Genomic DNA, 14,596 nt, shown 5'->3' with positions numbered 1-14,596 from the left:
CCGCCGACCACGATCCTGCCTCCGGGTATCCCTCCGGACGCCGATTCTGGCCCCACCCTGCCGACGCAGCCACCGGACACTCCTCCGGGCGAGGCGATCGAATACCCCGATGACCCTCCTCCTCCGCTGGCGGACGACGAGTAGGAGGCACCTGTGCCCGACGAACCCACCATGTGGGAGCTCAAGCGCGTCGTGGAGTCGGGCCACCGGGAGCTGTCAGCCGACATCACCCAGCTCAATGACCGTCTGAGCATGTACGTGCTCAAGGAGGTCTACGAGGCGCACAGGGCCAGCGATCAACAGCGCATCGGCAGACTCGAAGCACAGGTCGTTGACCTGAGGGAGCAGATCCGCAGGGCGGTCTGGACAGCGGTCTCTTCGTTTTTGTCTCCGATCGTGGTCGGTGTGGTGCTCGCGCTGATTCTGCGGGGCGGGTGAGTGGCTGTGGCTATGCAGAGGCCCAGCGTCCGAGGCAGCGCCTTCGTGCTCGTGCTCCTCACCATCGCTGCGGCCGTCGCGATCCTGATCGGGTCGGTGGCCCGCCAGGGTGAACGTCTCTCCGAAGCCGAGCAGCACCGCGAGGAACTGTCTCGACAAGTGGAAGAGCTCGGCGGCACCCCGGTGCCCCCTCCGACGGGGATTCCTCCGACGGGGCCGCCAGGACCATCCGGAGCCCCAGGACGCCCCGGCCCCGAAGGGCCCCACGGCCAAACGGGGAGCCCTGGCCCGCCCGGCGAGGACGGAAGCTCGGGAGACCGCGGCGAACCAGGAGCGGACGGCGCCGATGGTGTCGACGGCGAGCAAGGCCCACAGGGGCCCACGGGCGAGCAGGGCGAACGCGGTCCCCAGGGGCCCGCTGGCCCGTCCGGCCCTCCTGGTCCTCCAGGCCCACCGGGGCCCGTCGTGACGCTCCCACCCGAACCACAATGACCCGCCCGAGCGGCGGGTCTTCTCATGCCAGGAGGTCTCATGCCTGAACCCGACAAGCTTCAGTGGCGGTCCGCTTTCGGATGGTCGAAGTCCAGCCCCGCAGGGAGAGCCGACCCGAAGAAGGGTCTGGTCATCCACTACGACAGCTCCGACCAGAACCTCGCCGCCAAGGAGCACAAGGCGTGCGTCGACTACTGGAAACGCACTCGCGGCTTCCACACCGGCCCGTCCCGAGGGTGGGCTGACATCGGCTACAGCTGGGGAGCCTGCGCACACGGGTACGTGATGGAGGGACGCGGCCTGTTTCGCACCCAAGCCGCTCAGCCGGGCGGGAACAGCACGTACTACTCCGTGACGCTGATGACGGGACCGAAAGACGAGGTCACGGACGCTCAGATCAACGCGGTCCGGCAGCTTCGTGAGTGGCTCATGGAGCCGACGTCCAGCACGAGCGGCACTGTGAAGGGCCACCGCGACTTCATTGCCACCTCCTGCCCCGGCGACAAGGCCTACCGGATGGTCCGCGAAGGCACCTTCACCAAACCGGCCCGGTGGGGGCCCGAGACACCGGCGCCACCGAAGCCCACCCAGCCGTCCCCGCCCTCGGCTTCGAAGCCCAAGCCGCCCACGACCACGGCCCCCGCCTTCCCGCTCCCGAAGGGCTGGTACTTCGGTCCCAGGAGCGGCCCCACCTACTCGGTGTCGGGCTACTACTCCTACCGGGCCGACCTCAAGCGGTGGCAGCAGCGCATGCGCAACCGCGGCTGGGTCATCAGCGTGGACGGCCTGTACGGGGCGCAGACGGAAGGCGTTACGCGCGCCTTCCAGGCGGAGAAGCGGCTGGCGGTCGACGGGAAGATCGGCGCGGCGACGTGGCGTGCGGCGTGGGAGTCCCCGGTCACCTGATGTCCAAACACCGAAGAGAAGAGGTTTCCATGTCCAAGGTTGAAACGAAGGTCACCGTGGCATCGCTGGGCAGTCTCGCCGCTGGCGTGGCGCTCGCTGTCATCACCGCGTTCCTCGCGGAACCCGGCGCTTTCGGGCCCCTCCCTGAACCGGTGGCGTTCCTGCTCGTGGCTGCCCTCCCGCCGGTGGCGGCGTTCCTCGGCGGGTACGCGGCCCCGCACACGTTCCGGCATGGCGAGGGGCCGTGAGTGCCTACCTCCGACCGTGAGGGCAAGGAGTGGGCGCGGGAGATCATCCAGTCTCTCGCGCCCTCCGTGGTGGTGGACGTCGGCCCCGGCGAGGGAACCTACGTCCACCTGGCCCGTGACGTGACACCCGACGGCTGTCGGTGGATCGGCGTGGAAGCGTGGGCGCCCTACATCGCCGAGTTCGGGCTGTTCGACGCCTACGACTGGGTGGTCGTCTCCGACATCCGCCACCTGGACCCGTACACGCTGATCAGGGACCCCGACCTGGTGATCCTCGCCGACGTCTTGGAGCACATGTCCCAACTGGAGGCGCGCGGTGTGCTCGCTCGGATGCGGGATTGGGCTCACAACATCCTCGTGTCGGTGCCGCTCGCCCACCACGACCAGGGCGACGTTAACGGGAACTGGTTCGAGATCCACCGCGAACACTGGAGTTCCCGAGAGGTTCGCAAGGAGCTCGGCGCGGGTCTGGTCGACGCCCGTGAGGGAGACGTCCTCGGCTACTACCTGTGGTCCGCGGAAAAGGCGGCGAGGGGGCGGCGTTGAATGTGACCGTGTGTGTGCCGTTTCGGCCCGGGATGCTGGATCGGGAGATCCATGCCGACTACGTGTCCGCGCGTCTGCGGGAGATGCTGCCCGACGCCCGGCACCTGGTGGTGGACGTCGACGGCGACTTCAGCCGTGCGCGTGTACGCAACGAGGCGGTGCGCCGCGCCGGGAGCGGTGTCGTAGTTCTGTGTGACGCCGACACCCTCCCCGAGGAGAGCGCACTGCGGGACGCGATCGACGGCGCCGCCCAGGACGAACGGCTTCACCTGCCCTACACCCGCTACCGGGCCCTGTCTCCTGAGGGGACGCTTGCGGTCTACGCGCGCGGCGTCGACCCGATGGACGCGCCCGTGGAGGACGAATCCCGGCGCCCGATCGGCGGGGTGTGGGTGATCCGCGCAGACGCCTACTGGGTCGTCGGCGGCATGGACGAGGAGTTCAAGGGGTGGGGGTTCGAGGACGACAGCTTCTTCGTCGCCGCGAACTGCTTGCTCGGCGAAACCGTCCGCCACGAGGGGACCATCACCCACCTACACCACAAGCCTGCCGCGAACCTACGCTCTCCCTCCTACCGGGCCAACCGGGCCCGCCATCAGCAGTACGTGCGGGCGCGCCGCTCCCCGGAGGCCATGCGGCGTCTGACCGGCGCACCCGACCCGACCCGGCGACGTATCGTAGCGCTCGCCCACTACTACCTACCGGCGCACCGGGCCGGCGCCGAAATCATGCTTCACGAGCTGCTCAAGGCGCTTGTGTCGCGTGGCCACCAGGTCGAGGTGTGGGCGACCGACGAACAGCAGGACACGGTGGTCGACGGCATCACCGTCCACGCCGGAACCCCCGAACGGGTTGACGCGGATGTGGTCGTCTCGCACCTGAAGAGCGTTCCGATCGCCCGCAAACTCGCGAAGGACACCGGGGCCCGGTTCGTGGCGCTCGCGCACTCAGCCGCGCCGTGGGTTGCGCGTGATCTGCGCGCCGGCGTCGACCTGGTCGCCGCCAACTCGAACCACGTAGCCCGAGACCTGAAGCTCCGGGGTGAGACGTTGGTGGTGCATCCGCCGGTGTACGCCGCCCGGCACCGGACCAGGCCGGGGCGCCGGGTCACTTTGATCAACCCCATCCCCGCCAAGGGGAGCAAGGTGTTCTACGAGCTCGCTCGGAGGATGCCCGAGGTGGGGTTCCTCGCCGTCGAGGGCGGCTACCAGCAAGCCGAACAGGTCCGAAAGCGTCTGCCCAACGTTCGCTGGCAGTCGCACACCGCCGACATGCGCGGCAAGGTCTGGGCTCACACGAAGGTGTTGCTCGTACCTTCGGCCGAGGAGTCCTACGGGATGGTCGCCGTTGAAGCCGCGGCGTCCGGAATTCCCACCATCGCCGCCCCCACGGACGGCCTACGTGAAGCCCTAGGGGACGCCGGGACCTTCGCCGACCCCACCGACATCGACGCATGGGAAACCGCGCTACGTGATCTCCTCGGCCTCGGGTGGCGTACCGCCTCGAAGCAGGCGCTCGCCCGGTCCGCAGAACTCGACCCCCGCAAGGAGGTGGACGCGTGGGTAGAGCGCATCGAGTCTCTGTGATCATCCCGTGGGCACCGGATGCCGGATGCCGTCATCGCGAAGCTGCGTTGGCGTGGACCGTGTCCCGCTGGACAGCGACTGGTCATGAGGTCGTCGTCGGTGAGCACGAGGGCCCGTGGTGCAAGGCGCGCGCCGTCGCCGACGGGTTGAGCCGCGCCTCCGGGAACATCCTCGTCGTGGCGGACGCCGACGTGTGGTCGCCCGGATGGGGGGACGCCGTCGACCTGGTGCAGGCCGGTGTGCCGTGGGCGATGCCGCACGGCCCGGTCCGGCGGCTCACGCATGCCGCCACGCAGGAAGTCCTCGACGGGCACGACCCGCACGCCGACATGGATCTCACCCAGCGCCCGTATGAGGGGTGGCCCGGTGGCGGCCTGGTCGCACTCACCCGAGACGCCTACGAGGTAGCCCCGCTCGATCCCCGGTTCGTCGGATGGTCCGGGGAGGACGAGTCGTGGGCGCACGCTCTCCGGGCCCTTGCTGGGGAGGGGTGGCGCGGCAACGCTCCGCTGTGGCATCTGTGGCACCCGCCGCAGGAGCGCATGTCGCGTCGGTGGGGGAGCACTGCAGCACGCGCTCTGGCTTCCCGGTACGCGCGGGCGCGTACTCCTGGGCGGATGCGGGCGCTGGTAGATGAGGCGTTGTCTGCGGCCTGACTGTGAGCCCCCTCCTTCGGGAGGGGGCTCGTTTCGCGTTCACGCCTCGATGGGAAGGTCCGGTCCGACCTGCCTGAGGTAGACGAGGCGTTCTTCGAGCACGAAGTCTGGCGCGGTCATTCGAGACGACGCTTGGAGCCCGCGCACGTGCCGGATGGTGTCGAGGCGCAAGATGCCCTCGACGCTCTCGAACGGGATGGTCCAGGACAACGCGAGCGGCGCCGGTTCTCCGCCTCTACTGCGCGCCCGGAGCATGGCCACGGCGATCCGCCAGCCGATCCGGGCGGCAGCGCGCGGCCGGTCGCGGAGTTCAGGGACAGCTGTCAGGAGCCACGGATCTAGCGCCTTTTCCACATCCCACACGGGTGTTCCCATGATTCCATGGTGCCTGACGTGCGCAAATGCTGCTCGTCCAGGTCGATGCCGAGGTACTCAGCGATCGTGTACGCGCCTTCGGGCCCGACGTCGTCGAGCAGGCCTGCAAGCCACGCTTGCTCTTCGCTCGTGAGCGGGGGCTCGTAGGGCTCTGGGGGCAGGGGGGTTGTGTCCATGCAGGTGGTGTACCCGCTCACCGCGGCTTCGGACCGCCCCTTCGGGGCCTGACCGGTATGTCCGCCTGGACGTCCCCGTGGCGCCTGTACCGCTCTAGGTGGGTGCCGCACCATCCCCTGCTCACGTGCTTGCGCCCGCACCCTGGCACCTCGCACACCCGGGGCGGGCGTGACCGTGAGGCAGCGAGCGCCTGTTGGCGACGTGATTCCGACGTTTCGGCGCGCAGGGGCGTTTCAAACGCTGCGCGCGACTTCCGGCGGGCCTTCTCGTGATTCCGAGACGCTGCGAACCGCTCCCACTCGGGGGACCCGACCCGCTCGGACGCAAGCGCACCGAACCTCAGCCGGAGCGCGGGGGCGGCCAGCGAAGTGCCTCTGCCGAGCCCGTGAGCCTCCCGATAGCTCTCGGCGGTCATCCCGTGCTCGCGGACGTGACGCCCCAGGAACTGCCGCTCCTGCCCGCATTCGTGGCAGATCAGCCCACCGTCGTCGCCGGTAGTGAGCTGGCCATACACGCCGTGGCCGTCAGGATCGCCGTACACCATGGGTAGATGATGCCGCTCGGGTGGGACATTCGATGGGCGGTGTCCAGAAGCGGACAATGAGGACTCCCGTTGCGTTCTAGTGACGGTCTTCTTCGGTGGCGCGGTCCTTGAGGAGCTGGCCCACCCGTTGCTTGGTGATCCCCAGCACATCCGCGGCGGCCTGCTGGGTGCCTTCCCGGTCGTAGACGGCGGCGACCAGGGCGACGGCCTCGCGCTTGTAGGCGGTGGCGGCTTCTCGGGCGCGCCGGTCAATGTCCTTGAGCTGCTGCTGCTCGGTCCTCACGCAATCTCCTTGATGGTCAGGTGGTGGGTGTGCCACGCCAGGACGGCGTCGTGGTCTGCGCCGTCGGGGTTGACGTCCTCCAGCTCGATGCCGTCGAACCCCATTTCGGCGAGGTGGTCGCGGACTTCGTTCATCTCCAGGAGCTGCCAGGTGGTGTAGTCGCTCGGGTCGTAGAGGGCGACTCCGGCGTCGGCGTCGATCCACCGGGTGGCTTCGACGGCGTCGTCGAGGTCGGACCAGTCGGCGATCTCGGCGTTGTCGCTGATCTCGATGGTGTGGACGGTGGGGCCGTAGGAGGCGGCGTCGGGGGCGGTGGTGGCGAGGTAGAGGCCCATGCCGGTTCCGGTGTGGATGGTGGTGATGGTGTTCTCGCTGCCGTGGTAGCCGATCATGTGCGCCTCCTGTGTGGTGATGACACAAGTAAATACCCCCCTTGCCTCATTGTCAAGGGGGGTATTTACATCACGTTCTCACGGCGGCGCGACCGGCGCGCGGGAGCCAATGCGAGAGCGGTGAGGTTCGGCGTCCACTACGCCTCCTGACGTTCGACGGTGATGCCTTCGGCTTCGCCCTGCATGACCCATTCGCCGTGGGTTTGGTAGCCGGCGTCTTGCAGGGTGCTGTCGCGGTCGCCAGCGTGGGGCAGGACCTCGGCGGTCCCGTCCACGTACACGCCGCGCTCGTCCACGTCCATGATGTGCAGTTCGGTTCCGAAGTCGTAGGCGACTCGGGTGACCTTAGTGTCGGCCATGGCCTTCTTCCTCTCGTCATAGATCTGACCGAACCGTGCGGGGGACAGCCCCAGATGTTCGGCTGCTGCCTTCTTGGTGCCGTGGTCGGCGTGGGCCTGATGGGCCATCCGGCCGCGTTCGGCGCCGATGTCAGCGCGCACCTGCTCGAAGATCTTCGCGAGCGCCCCCATTTTCTCGCCCGGGGGAAGGTCGTTGAGGGCTCCCCAGTCGATCCGGTAGTAGTCGGCGGGGTTCAGTTCCACGGGTCTTCGTCCTCGTCTTCGTCGGCGTCGTGGTCTTCGGTTTCGCCGCCGACCGCTTCGGCCCAGCCGTTGCCTTCTTCGGTGCGGTGGGCGGGGCGGGCGTGCAGGGCCTCGGGGAGCTGCTTCTCAGCGGCGGCGAACAGCTCGGTCGCGATGCCCTCGCGGCGGAACTGCGGGGCGGTCTCGATGTTCTCGATGACCAGCGTGGTCATGTCCACGAACAGTTCGGATGCGACGGTGCCGTCTTCGGTGATGGCCTGGAACCGGTGGGCGGGCGCGTCGGTGCTGGAGTAGGCGGCGACGGTGTAGGTGATCTCGTAGGTGGTGCCTTCGGTGCTGATCATGTCCGCCGCCTCTGCGTGGTGTGCCCTGCTGACACTCCAAAATGTAGGGTACCTATATTCACGCGTCAATAGGGTACCTAGATTTATTCAGCACAAGCCCCTGACGTGCGAAAACCCCCGCCACCTGGTTTGGTGGCGGGGGCCGGTCCGGCTCACCTTGCGGTGCCTTCCCCCGGACCCTTCTGCCGCGCGTTCACCGCTTGCCGGTGGAGGAGGGCCACGCGGAGCCGTACGGTGTCGCCGGGTCGTCACCCCGGGGTCCGGTCACCACCCGGACCACCAGCCCTCGAAGGGGCCGGAAGCTTGTGGGGTCGGGAGGTGCAACTCCCGACCCCCGCCGCCACATCCCCTCATGGATGTCGTGTCGGCGCCTGGTCCCGCGCGTGCTCTCCGAGGGGGAGCCGCGCGGGGGGTTCATGAGTTCCGCCCGGGGGTTGTGGGCGGGCTCCTACTGGGAGTTCTGTTCGCGCTCGCGGCGCTCGATCTCTTCCAGCTCGCGCATCTTCTCCTCGTGCCGCTCCGTCCCCTCGTGGAGAAGACGACGGGCGTGTTCTTCGATGCTCTCTTCAGCCACGGCCGTGGCTCCTTCCTGGCGTCCGCCCACCCCACAGCTGCGGGTTCGTCATCGCGACGTCCAGCGCATCCGAGGTGTCACAGATGATCGTCGGCTCCGTGCCGTCATCCACACGGCACGTGCCGATCCACATGGCCTGCTGCCGCCAGACCGTGTACCGCTCCCCATGCGCAGCCTGGAGACGAGACAGCTCCTGGGACTCCAGCCGAACCAGCAGCGCCGACACCGTGTCGGCGCTCACGGTGACGCCGTCTCGGGTCGCGACCCAGTCTCCGTGGCGGTCGCCATCGCGATCACGGTGGATGGTGTACGCCGGGTAGTCGGCGGCTACCTGCTCTATCGCGGACGGGTGGCCCAGCAGGGACCGCGCTTCGTCCGCGCGTTGGTCAGTCATCACGTGTTTCACCTCAGGGGATGTCGCTGATTCCCTGACGGTACGGAGAGTGGCGCCGGAGCTACAGACACAAAACGTGGTAGTCCTCAGAGCTTCGTCTGAGAACTACCACGCTTCGTGGTACCGCCGCTGGTCAGCCAGTCACGCCGAGGAACTCCGCGATCTCCCGATGCTCGGAGCTGGGCATCCTCTTCGCCTGCTCCAGCAGGTCCTCAGTGATGTCCCGCGCCGCCTGCTGCTGCCGGAACCATGTCGGGGCCTTGCTCTTGAGGCCCATCATGATCTCCGTGGTCCGCTCCACATTCCGCAGCCGCAGGTGCGCGGACGCCTGGTCGAGCGCGTACCTCTGCTGTGTGTTCTCCGTCGCCTGACCTTGCCGCGGCCGGATCTCGTCCACCATCGACAGCGCGACATCCGGTCGGCCGGACACCAGTTCGTTCTGCATTCCGTTCATCAGCGCCGTGGTGCGCCCGAACCGCATGTGACCAGCGGTGGGAATCTCATCGCCCACGATCTCCCCAGCGGACTGGGCGAGCTGCTGGTACTCCCGAGCCTCGACTGGCCGGTTGTTGCGCACGGCGGCGGCGCCAGCGCGCATGAGGATGTACCCCCACGCAGCGACTGTGGCCTTGGGGGCCTTGGAGAGCTTGGACGGTTCGAGGACGTCAGCGGTGTCGGCGCACAGCCGCTCCACGTCGTCGAACCGGCCCTGCCGCAGCAACGCCCACCCTTGCTCACCGATGCACGCGGCCGCGAGCGCCTGGTCACCAATGGACAGGGCGTCGGTCAACGCGTCCCGGAGCGCGATGAGGCTGAGGTCGTGTTCCCTAATCTGGATCAGGTACCGGGCGGTGAGCTGGAGGGCGTCGGCGCGCAGCCGCAACGCTTCGCTCTTTTCGTCGCCTTCGAGGATCGCGACGTGGGCGTGCGCGGACCGGACGAGTGCGGGGGACATGCGGGCGACGTCGTCGTAGCGGTCGGCCTGGTAGTGCGCGGCGACGGATTCCACGGCGCGTCCGAGGAGTTCGAGGCTCGGGGGGGTGTCGTCGTCGGGGTAGATCCGCCCTCGCAGCCCGAGCGGGGGGTTGACGGCGCTACGGATGTCAGCGAGGACTGGGTCGCGTTGGTCGTCGGCACGGGGGGTGGGGTTTTCCGGGCTCATGAACCACACGGTTCGGACCCCGAGGACGCGGCCGAGTCGGTGGTAGTTCTCGATGCGGGCGGTACCGCCCTGTTCCAGCTTGCGCACCACCCCGACGCTGATTTCGGCGGCTTCTGCGAGGGCTTCTTGGGTGAGGCCGCGCTTGCGTCGTAGCTCTATGAGGCGGTCGGCTACTGAGGTATCTTGGGTCATGAAAAGCCCCGTCCTTCCTGTTTGGTCGCACTCTCAGGGTAGGCCGGGGCTTCGTTGTTGTCAGGCCCGTGCCTGACCTGTGACAACGGGCCCCGCCGTGTGGTGGGGCCCGTTCACATTCGTCGCTAGTCGATTCCGTAGGACCCGGGACTGCCCGCCGCATCGGGCAGCAGCCCGTCGATGCAGCCGCCATACAATGCTTCGACCTCATCCGGATGGTCCGCCGCCAGGTCATCAGGCATGTTGTTGTTGCACCACCACAGGGCATTGGCCTTGTCGGCCCGTAGGGCTCCAGCCAGCGTGCCGGTGTTATCGGTGTGCGCTACTTCGGCAGGGATGTCTGCGGTGCCGAAGCTCGGCCTGGACATGGTGTATCCAGCTTCGTATGCGTCCCAGCCGGGCCCGCTGAACTGTTCCTGGTGCGCTGCGAATCCGACTGTCGGCGTGTCGCGGTTGTCGTTCTGGATGAAGTAGCCGATGAATGCGGCTATGACCCCGACGGTGATTACTCCGAGCAGGATCATTTTGGTTGGGGGTGCGGGGGTGCCCTGGGGGTTGTTGTCCATGGGGGTCTTTTCCGGTCGTCGTTGGCGTGGACGGCAGCGGGGGTTTGATTTTGGCACGGAAGGCGCGGGCTCTTGGGGAGTTCTGGGCGCGGGTAGGGCCCGGCACTCAGCCGGGCCCGTCTGTGTGGGGGTTACTTCTCGTGGTCGCAGCGCAGGCAGATGCCGTTTCCGTCGAAGACGTGCCCGTCTTCGCAGTCGCCGTCCCATTCGATGAGGTCGACCGGGCCTGGGATGTCGGTGCTCACTTCTCCTCCTTGGCGATGTCGCGGGCGCCGGATGTCACGATGTCTCGGCCACGCTGGAGGCCGAAGAGCAGGCCCGCCAGCCGCGAGTTCAGCGGTTCCTTGGCGATCTCCTGCTGAACTCGCTGCTCCTCCTTCACAATCCGGGACGCGATGCTGTCCCGCATCCGCTGGTTCTCCGCCTCCAGCTCCCGCACGCGGGCCACCAGCGCGGGCACGTCCATGCGGGCGGCGGCGACGAACTCGGCGTCGGCAGCGGTGACCGTCCCGCCATCACCGTTGCCTTCGAGTTCGGCCACAGGGTGCACCTCGAAAAGAACGGGTTCGCCCGTGGCCCGGTGGTAGTGGATTTCGGCCGACCACGGCCCTTCGGTGGCTTCGTTGGCGCGCGCTTCGATCGCGTCCAGGTCCATCACGACTCCTCCTTCGTGGTCCATCGCAGGTGCTGTGCGGCAGCCCTGAACCCGGCCCCGTCGGCGCCGTTCCGTTCGCTCACGTCAGCGTCGTGTTCCAGGACGGTGGCGGCCTGCGCCACGATGTGCGGCCACACGCGGCGGATGGTGCGCTCCAGCTCGGCCCGCTGGAACTCCACGGCGACACTCTTCGGCTGCTTCTCGGACGGGGCGACGATCGCGGCCATCACAGCGGCGACCTGCTCGTCGGTGGGGTGGTCGGCGGCCACTCGCGCTTCCGTCTCGAGGCTGTAGCCGGACCGGCGCGGCTTGCCGTCTGTATGCAGGGCCTTGAGTTGCACCCACCGGCCCCGCGTGCCGGTGAGGGCGTCCACGACCCAGGCGGAGGGGCGCCCGGACCCGGCCGATCCGGTGGTGTCGACGCGTTCCACGCGGACGTTGGGGCCTCCTCGGGGGTCGTTGGTGGTGTAGGTCTGGCCGGGCTGTACGGGCTGTACGGCGGTCATCACTTCTCCTCCTTCACGGTGTGCACGCCCGGGAACTTGATCGCGAGGCCCATGACCCCGGACCAGACGTGCGACCGGGCCTTGCCCTCCGCCGGGTCAGCGGTCAGGTGGCCGACGCTGTGCTCCTCCAGTGCCTTGGACAGCTGAACGAGCTCGTCCTTGGTGAGGTCGATGCGGTATCCGCCAGTGAGGCGCTTCTTGATCTGCATGGGCGGTCTCCTTGTAGTGTTCTTGCGGGCCGCCCCGGTACGAGCGGGGCGGCCTTCCGTGTGGGTGGGGTCAAGCGGGCCGGTGCTCCAGGCGGAGCGGGCCCCACTCGCGGCGGACGTGGGTCAGCGGGTGCCCGCCGGAGGTGGCCGTGAACTCGGCGCCGATGGCGTACAGCTGCTTGGGGTCCATGCAGTCGGCGTAGATGAACCAGACGCAGTCGCTGGCGTCGCGGACGAGGTCGCCGGGGCGCGGGGTGTAGGCGGGCATCGGTGTCTCCTCGGTCAGTAGTGGACGTCGACTCGGTCGATGTCGGTGTCGGAGAACGGCAGGTTCTCGTAGTAGATGGCGGCGTCCTCGCTGACGCGGAGGGTTTTGGAGCTGCCGTTTTTGTAGTAGATGGTCACGGTCACAGTGGCGGCCACGGGTGCTCCTTCAGGGCGGGTCAGGTGGTCTTGAGGCTGTAGCCGCTACGGCGCGGCTTCCCATCGGTGTGGAGATTGTCCAGAGCGATCCAGCGGGCGCGCTTGCCTGTGGTGGCGTCTTCGACCCACGCGGCGGGGTACCCGTAGCCGTTGAACCCCGTGTTGGCGATTCGGACGATGCGGACGGTTGGCCCGCCGGGCTTGTTGGACTGGTAGGTCTGGCCGGGCTGGATGGGGGCCATCGGGGCTCCTTCGAGGTGGCGGGTCAGGTGCAGATGCTGGCGAGCGCGCCCGGGGACAGCACGACCACCGCGCCCGAGGGCAGCGCGACCAGGTTGTGGCCGTCGGGCAGGTTCACCATGGACCGCTGCTCCGCGAGCCACACCTTGGCGGGCTCGCCGTGCATCTCGGGAAGGTAGGCGGGGCGTCGGGTGGTGCTGCCCTCAGCGAGGTTCCGGATGTCGTCCTGACTCTCGGGGGTGTTCTCGATGGCGACGATGTCGGCGCCGGAAAGCTTGATGTGCACGACTGCTCCTTCGTTGGGCGGGCGGGTCAGGCGTAGCCGTTGATGACCAGCCACAGGATTCCGATCACGGTCGCGGGGAGTAGCACCGCGAGCGAAAAGCCAGCGAAAGCCTGTCCGAAGTCCATGGGGGCTCCTTGGGGGTTCGTTGTTCCTATTTTACCCGATCACGGGTGGTTAACCACCCGTTGGATGACCTCAGTATGCCCCAGCTAGACAAGGTGGTCAACCACCCCTCACAATGGGCCCATGGCCAACCAGCACAAGCACAAACTCCGGGGAGTCCGGAACACCCCCGACCACCTATGGGACGACCTCGACACAGGCGCGAAGTCCATCGGGGAAGACCGCAGCTCGATCACCCGGCAGCTCTGGGAGGCGTGGCTCGGGTATCCCGGCGCGCAGTGGCCACCAGCGCCCTCGAAGGGCGGGGAGAGAGAAGAGAAGTAGCCCGAAGCCCCTGCTCGCACCGTTTTCTGGTCCTCTGGAACTGGTGCGAAGCAGGTAAACTGGGGCCACATTTACATAAAGCGAGCCCGCCGGGTGCTGGTAACACCACGACGGGCTCTGACCACCTACCTGCACACACAGGAAAGGCGGCTAGGCATGAAGCTTAGCTACATGGTAGCTCGTACCCGAAACCGGGTCGCTACCCCGCGAGCCACACCCGTGTACCTCCCCCAGGGAGGCGCACGATGAGCACCGACGCCTTCGAGATCGAAGCGCTCGACCAGCCCACCTTCACACAGGTCGGCCACTGGGTCGCCTTCCGATCCGACCTCTCACCTACCGCACGGCACCTCTACACCGTGCTCGCCACGTTCGTGAACCAAGGCCGCCGCGCCAACGGCGACACCAGCGTGTGGCCATCCCTCAACCTGCTGGCCGTCACCCTCGGACTCTCCAAGGGCAAGTCCGTCACGCCCTACATGGACGAGCTGATCCAGGCGCGGATCGTGGAGAAGACCACGAACACCATCGGCGGCATGCGGTCCCGCAATACCTACGGCATCCGCTTCAACCCGCCGCCCGGCGAGCGCACCGCCACGAGCTTCGTGGAACTCCTCGAACCCCTCAAAGCCATCGCCGGAGACGCCAAGGCCATGACCAAGGTGTCAGCGGAGACCCGCGAGCTGATCAAGGAGCGCAGGGCCCGCGAGAGCGCGAAGAGGACCGGTCGCCCCGTAGTCCCGGATTCGGGACCACGTAGTCACGGATCGGGGCCCACGTACCCCCGGATCGGGGACCGTAACAAGACGCAGGGCGAACTAGACGCAGGTCTAACTACACGAACCTCTTCCTCTTCCGCTGGCGCTCCTACTGGGCACCAGCAGGGCGAGGGCCCGGAAAGGAAGACGAAGAGGGAATCTCCAGAAAAAGTCATCATCGACAAGCTCAGCGGCAACGACGCCCGAGCCCAAGGCGGGCCACCCACCCCCGAGGAAGCCACCGCCATCAAGCGGCTGGTGATCTCCCAAGCTGCCGCTGACGGTGTTCGTATCCACTCACCAGCGGGGTATCTGTCTGGCCGCGACGTGGCCCTCCTGGAGCAGGACCTTGCACAGGTGCGCGGCCTCCAGAAGCCTGCACAGGCCACATCAGGCGGGTGGACATGGGAAGACCAGCAGCGAGCAGAACGCCGCGCCAGGAACGGCCACACGCCATACAGGAACCCTGAGAACCAAGACGTGTACGACGAAGCACTGCTCTAAGAGCTCATCTCAAAAGCCATCGGCATGCTTGGCCAGGTGCTTGTAGCAGATGAGGATGCAGGCGATGCCGAGCATGGCCAGGAAGGTGGAG

At 67.6% G+C, this 14,596-nt stretch carries 25 protein-coding genes; 8 read left to right on the top strand and 17 right to left on the bottom strand.

Going from position 1 to position 14,596, the window contains the following annotated elements; genetic code table 11:
- Nucleotides 1–153 precede the first annotated feature (153 nt).
- From ABZ635_RS22100 to ABZ635_RS22075, 6 genes are all read left to right on the top strand, one after another.
- Entirely contained in the window at nucleotides 154–438 is a 285-nt protein-coding gene (locus ABZ635_RS22100; protein WP_357768390.1) for a hypothetical protein, read from the top strand.
- Between the two features lie 531 nt (nucleotides 439–969).
- On the top strand, nucleotides 970–1,836 hold the full coding sequence (locus ABZ635_RS22095) for an N-acetylmuramoyl-L-alanine amidase (RefSeq protein ID WP_357768387.1): 867 nt from the start codon (nucleotides 970–972) through the stop codon (nucleotides 1,834–1,836).
- Nucleotides 1,837–1,865: 29 nt separating this feature from the next.
- On the top strand, nucleotides 1,866–2,084 hold the full coding sequence (locus tag ABZ635_RS22090; RefSeq protein WP_357768384.1) for a hypothetical protein: 219 nt from the start codon (nucleotides 1,866–1,868) through the stop codon (nucleotides 2,082–2,084).
- Nucleotides 2,085–2,630 (top strand): class I SAM-dependent methyltransferase, encoded by a 546-nt coding sequence (locus tag ABZ635_RS22085; protein WP_357768381.1) that lies wholly within the window; start codon nucleotides 2,085–2,087, stop codon nucleotides 2,628–2,630.
- 83 nt (nucleotides 2,631–2,713) lie between these two features.
- Nucleotides 2,714–4,216, top strand: a complete 1,503-nt coding sequence (locus ABZ635_RS22080) for a glycosyltransferase (protein WP_357768378.1) — start codon at nucleotides 2,714–2,716, stop codon at nucleotides 4,214–4,216.
- 59 nt (nucleotides 4,217–4,275) lie between these two features.
- A complete protein-coding gene (locus ABZ635_RS22075) occupies nucleotides 4,276–4,872 on the top strand; it encodes a hypothetical protein (protein WP_357768375.1) in 597 nt (198 codons plus the stop codon).
- Nucleotides 4,873–4,911: 39 nt separating this feature from the next.
- Here the strand turns inward: ABZ635_RS22075 and ABZ635_RS22070 are convergent, their stop codons facing one another.
- From ABZ635_RS22070 to ABZ635_RS21990, 17 genes are all read right to left on the bottom strand, one after another.
- A complete protein-coding gene (locus ABZ635_RS22070; RefSeq protein WP_357768372.1) occupies nucleotides 4,912–5,247 on the bottom strand; it encodes a hypothetical protein in 336 nt (111 codons plus the stop codon).
- 193 nt (nucleotides 5,248–5,440) lie between these two features.
- Nucleotides 5,441–5,968 carry a MucR family transcriptional regulator gene (locus ABZ635_RS22065; RefSeq protein WP_357768369.1) on the bottom strand — a complete coding sequence of 176 codons (528 nt, stop codon included), beginning with the start codon at nucleotides 5,966–5,968 and terminating at the stop codon, nucleotides 5,441–5,443.
- Nucleotides 5,969–6,044: 76 nt separating this feature from the next.
- Nucleotides 6,045–6,251: a hypothetical protein gene (locus ABZ635_RS22060; protein ID WP_357768367.1), complete on the bottom strand. Its 207-nt coding sequence runs from the start codon at nucleotides 6,249–6,251 to the stop codon at nucleotides 6,045–6,047.
- Nucleotides 6,248–6,643, bottom strand: coding sequence for a hypothetical protein (locus ABZ635_RS22055; RefSeq protein WP_357768364.1), 396 nt, complete (start codon nucleotides 6,641–6,643; stop codon nucleotides 6,248–6,250). Before ABZ635_RS22055 ends, ABZ635_RS22060 begins: the two co-directional genes overlap by 4 nt.
- A 137-nt stretch (nucleotides 6,644–6,780) precedes the next feature.
- Nucleotides 6,781–7,245 (bottom strand): hypothetical protein, encoded by a 465-nt coding sequence (locus ABZ635_RS22050; RefSeq protein WP_357768361.1) that lies wholly within the window; start codon nucleotides 7,243–7,245, stop codon nucleotides 6,781–6,783.
- Nucleotides 7,236–7,589, bottom strand: coding sequence for a GNAT family N-acetyltransferase (locus ABZ635_RS22045; protein ID WP_357768358.1), 354 nt, complete (start codon nucleotides 7,587–7,589; stop codon nucleotides 7,236–7,238). Before ABZ635_RS22045 ends, ABZ635_RS22050 begins: the two co-directional genes overlap by 10 nt.
- 448 nt (nucleotides 7,590–8,037) lie before the next feature.
- Nucleotides 8,038–8,163: a hypothetical protein gene (locus ABZ635_RS22040; RefSeq protein WP_357768356.1), complete on the bottom strand. Its 126-nt coding sequence runs from the start codon at nucleotides 8,161–8,163 to the stop codon at nucleotides 8,038–8,040.
- Nucleotides 8,156–8,557 (bottom strand): hypothetical protein, encoded by a 402-nt coding sequence (locus ABZ635_RS22035; RefSeq protein ID WP_357768354.1) that lies wholly within the window; start codon nucleotides 8,555–8,557, stop codon nucleotides 8,156–8,158. The genes ABZ635_RS22040 and ABZ635_RS22035 overlap by 8 nt, the downstream gene beginning before the upstream one ends.
- Nucleotides 8,558–8,690: 133 nt before the next feature.
- Nucleotides 8,691–9,911, bottom strand: a complete 1,221-nt coding sequence (locus tag ABZ635_RS22030) for a helix-turn-helix transcriptional regulator (RefSeq protein ID WP_357768351.1) — start codon at nucleotides 9,909–9,911, stop codon at nucleotides 8,691–8,693.
- Between the two features lie 125 nt (nucleotides 9,912–10,036).
- Nucleotides 10,037–10,477, bottom strand: a complete 441-nt coding sequence (locus ABZ635_RS22025) for a hypothetical protein (RefSeq protein WP_357768349.1) — start codon at nucleotides 10,475–10,477, stop codon at nucleotides 10,037–10,039.
- Nucleotides 10,478–10,718: 241 nt separating this feature from the next.
- Entirely contained in the window at nucleotides 10,719–11,135 is a 417-nt protein-coding gene (locus ABZ635_RS22020) for a hypothetical protein (RefSeq protein WP_357768346.1), read from the bottom strand.
- A complete protein-coding gene (locus ABZ635_RS22015; RefSeq protein WP_357768343.1) occupies nucleotides 11,132–11,638 on the bottom strand; it encodes a hypothetical protein in 507 nt (168 codons plus the stop codon). Before ABZ635_RS22015 ends, ABZ635_RS22020 begins: the two co-directional genes overlap by 4 nt.
- On the bottom strand, nucleotides 11,638–11,847 hold the full coding sequence (locus tag ABZ635_RS22010; protein ID WP_357768341.1) for a hypothetical protein: 210 nt from the start codon (nucleotides 11,845–11,847) through the stop codon (nucleotides 11,638–11,640). The genes ABZ635_RS22015 and ABZ635_RS22010 overlap by 1 nt, the downstream gene beginning before the upstream one ends.
- 70 nt (nucleotides 11,848–11,917) lie before the next feature.
- The gene (locus ABZ635_RS22005; protein ID WP_357768338.1) at nucleotides 11,918–12,115 is read right to left on the bottom strand and encodes a hypothetical protein; all 198 of its coding nucleotides are present in this window, start codon (nucleotides 12,113–12,115) and stop codon (nucleotides 11,918–11,920) included.
- A gap of 14 nt (nucleotides 12,116–12,129) precedes the next feature.
- A complete protein-coding gene (locus ABZ635_RS22000) occupies nucleotides 12,130–12,252 on the bottom strand; it encodes a hypothetical protein (protein ID WP_357768335.1) in 123 nt (40 codons plus the stop codon).
- 38 nt (nucleotides 12,253–12,290) lie between these two features.
- Nucleotides 12,291–12,512: a hypothetical protein gene (locus ABZ635_RS21995; protein WP_357768332.1), complete on the bottom strand. Its 222-nt coding sequence runs from the start codon at nucleotides 12,510–12,512 to the stop codon at nucleotides 12,291–12,293.
- A 23-nt stretch (nucleotides 12,513–12,535) separates the two neighbouring features.
- Entirely contained in the window at nucleotides 12,536–12,796 is a 261-nt protein-coding gene (locus tag ABZ635_RS21990; RefSeq protein ID WP_357768329.1) for a hypothetical protein, read from the bottom strand.
- Nucleotides 12,797–13,042: 246 nt separating this feature from the next.
- On the opposite strand from ABZ635_RS21990, the gene ABZ635_RS21985 reads away from it, so the two are divergent.
- Together ABZ635_RS21985 and ABZ635_RS21980 are read left to right on the top strand one after the other, a co-directional pair.
- Nucleotides 13,043–13,243, top strand: coding sequence for a hypothetical protein (locus ABZ635_RS21985; protein WP_357768326.1), 201 nt, complete (start codon nucleotides 13,043–13,045; stop codon nucleotides 13,241–13,243).
- A gap of 245 nt (nucleotides 13,244–13,488) precedes the next feature.
- A complete protein-coding gene (locus ABZ635_RS21980) occupies nucleotides 13,489–14,505 on the top strand; it encodes a hypothetical protein (protein WP_357768323.1) in 1,017 nt (338 codons plus the stop codon).
- Nucleotides 14,506–14,596 lie beyond the last annotated feature (91 nt).

The organism is Nocardiopsis sp. NPDC007018, from assembly GCF_040635075.1.
Classification (GTDB): Bacteria; Actinomycetota; Actinomycetes; order Streptosporangiales; family Streptosporangiaceae; genus Nocardiopsis.
This window is presented reverse-complemented; position numbering and strand designations above follow the sequence as displayed.